The organism is Alkalicoccobacillus porphyridii, from assembly GCF_007293315.1.
GTDB lineage: Bacteria > Bacillota > Bacilli > Bacillales > Bacillaceae_D > Alkalicoccobacillus > Alkalicoccobacillus porphyridii.
In genome coordinates this window covers 1-249 of the sequence record NZ_VLXZ01000350.1, presented here as the reverse complement: position 1 = coordinate 249, position 249 = coordinate 1, and the positions used below count along the sequence as shown (strand labels likewise).

Below are 249 nucleotides of genomic sequence, written 5' to 3'. Positions count from 1 at the left end.
GGGGTAACGGTTGCAGGGAGAGCGCCCCGGCACTAGACTACCCGCCTCTTATTTTAGTCTGAGTCAGTGTCATGCGCGTTACCGATTTCTCCTTTGAATTGCCCGAATCCCTGATTGCCCACTATCCCATGCCTGAACGCAGTAGCTGTCGTTTACTGTCGCTGGACGGGCCGACGGGCGCGCTGACGCACGGTACTTTCACCGATTTACTTGATAAGCTCAACCCCGGCGATCTTCTGGTTTTTAAAA

The 249-nt window shown here is 54.2% G+C and carries 1 protein-coding gene; it reads left to right on the top strand.

The annotated features are described in order from the left end of the window. Positions 1–71: 71 nt before the first annotated feature. On the top strand, positions 72–249 hold a 178-nt coding region (locus FN960_RS24545), incomplete at its 3' end, for an S-adenosylmethionine:tRNA ribosyltransferase-isomerase (RefSeq protein WP_185971167.1).